This is a genomic window from Thiolapillus sp., from assembly GCF_048562965.1.
GTDB classification, from domain to species: Bacteria; Pseudomonadota; Gammaproteobacteria; order Chromatiales; family Chromatiaceae; genus Thiolapillus; species Thiolapillus brandeum_A.
On sequence record NZ_JBHNMF010001395.1, the window covers coordinates 1 to 650 of the forward strand.

Below are 650 nucleotides of genomic sequence, written 5' to 3' on the forward strand. Positions count from 1 at the left end.
GCCGGGAAAACAGTGCGGCCTCGCGGCTACTGGGGTCTACCAGCCTTCGCTTCGCTCTCCATGGCTGGCAGCGCTGGATCAGCGCCAGGATGGCCTAGCCCGCATCGCTCACCGATCCCCTGGTTCCGGCGTTTTTGGGCGCCGGGACGTGGCCAAGATAGACCGATAGCCCATTTCTCCTGCCAAGGTACTCGCCGAGAGAAGTGATTCTCGTGTTTTTCGCTCTCCCGGGGCTCTGGAGGATGTTTTTTCGACGGAACAGACGCGCCGGCCCCTCAGCACCGGAGTCTGATCGGTTGTGTCAACGTTGCCGGATGTAATAGGGTTTATCCAGGGGGTGACCAGGTAGGGTGCTGCTTGAGATTGGCCAGGATCTGAGCAATATCACTGGCGTAGGGATACGCTTCCGAGAAGGACAGCCAGACTTTGCGTGCTGTCAGGCGCAGACGGGCGCCGATTTTGAGCAGCTTCAGACGGATCGTCGTGCTCTGGGCCTTGGCGAACGCCGTACCGGTCAGCCCTAGCCGACGCAGGCCATGCAGCAGGACATAGGCGAAAGAAGAGAAGTACAGCCGCAGTTGGTTCGCCCGCAGGGTGGCACTGCTGGTGCGATCGGCGAACAGTCCCAGTTGCTGCTCCTTGATCCGGTT

The 650-nt window shown here is 60.8% G+C and carries 1 protein-coding gene; it reads right to left on the minus strand.

Annotation, left to right across the window (positions count from 1 at the left end; translation table 11 throughout):
- Nucleotides 1-326: 326 nt before the first annotated feature.
- A partial coding sequence (locus ACOCD2_RS24535; protein WP_419626319.1) for a transposase occupies nt 327-650 on the minus strand: 324 nt, incomplete at its 5' end.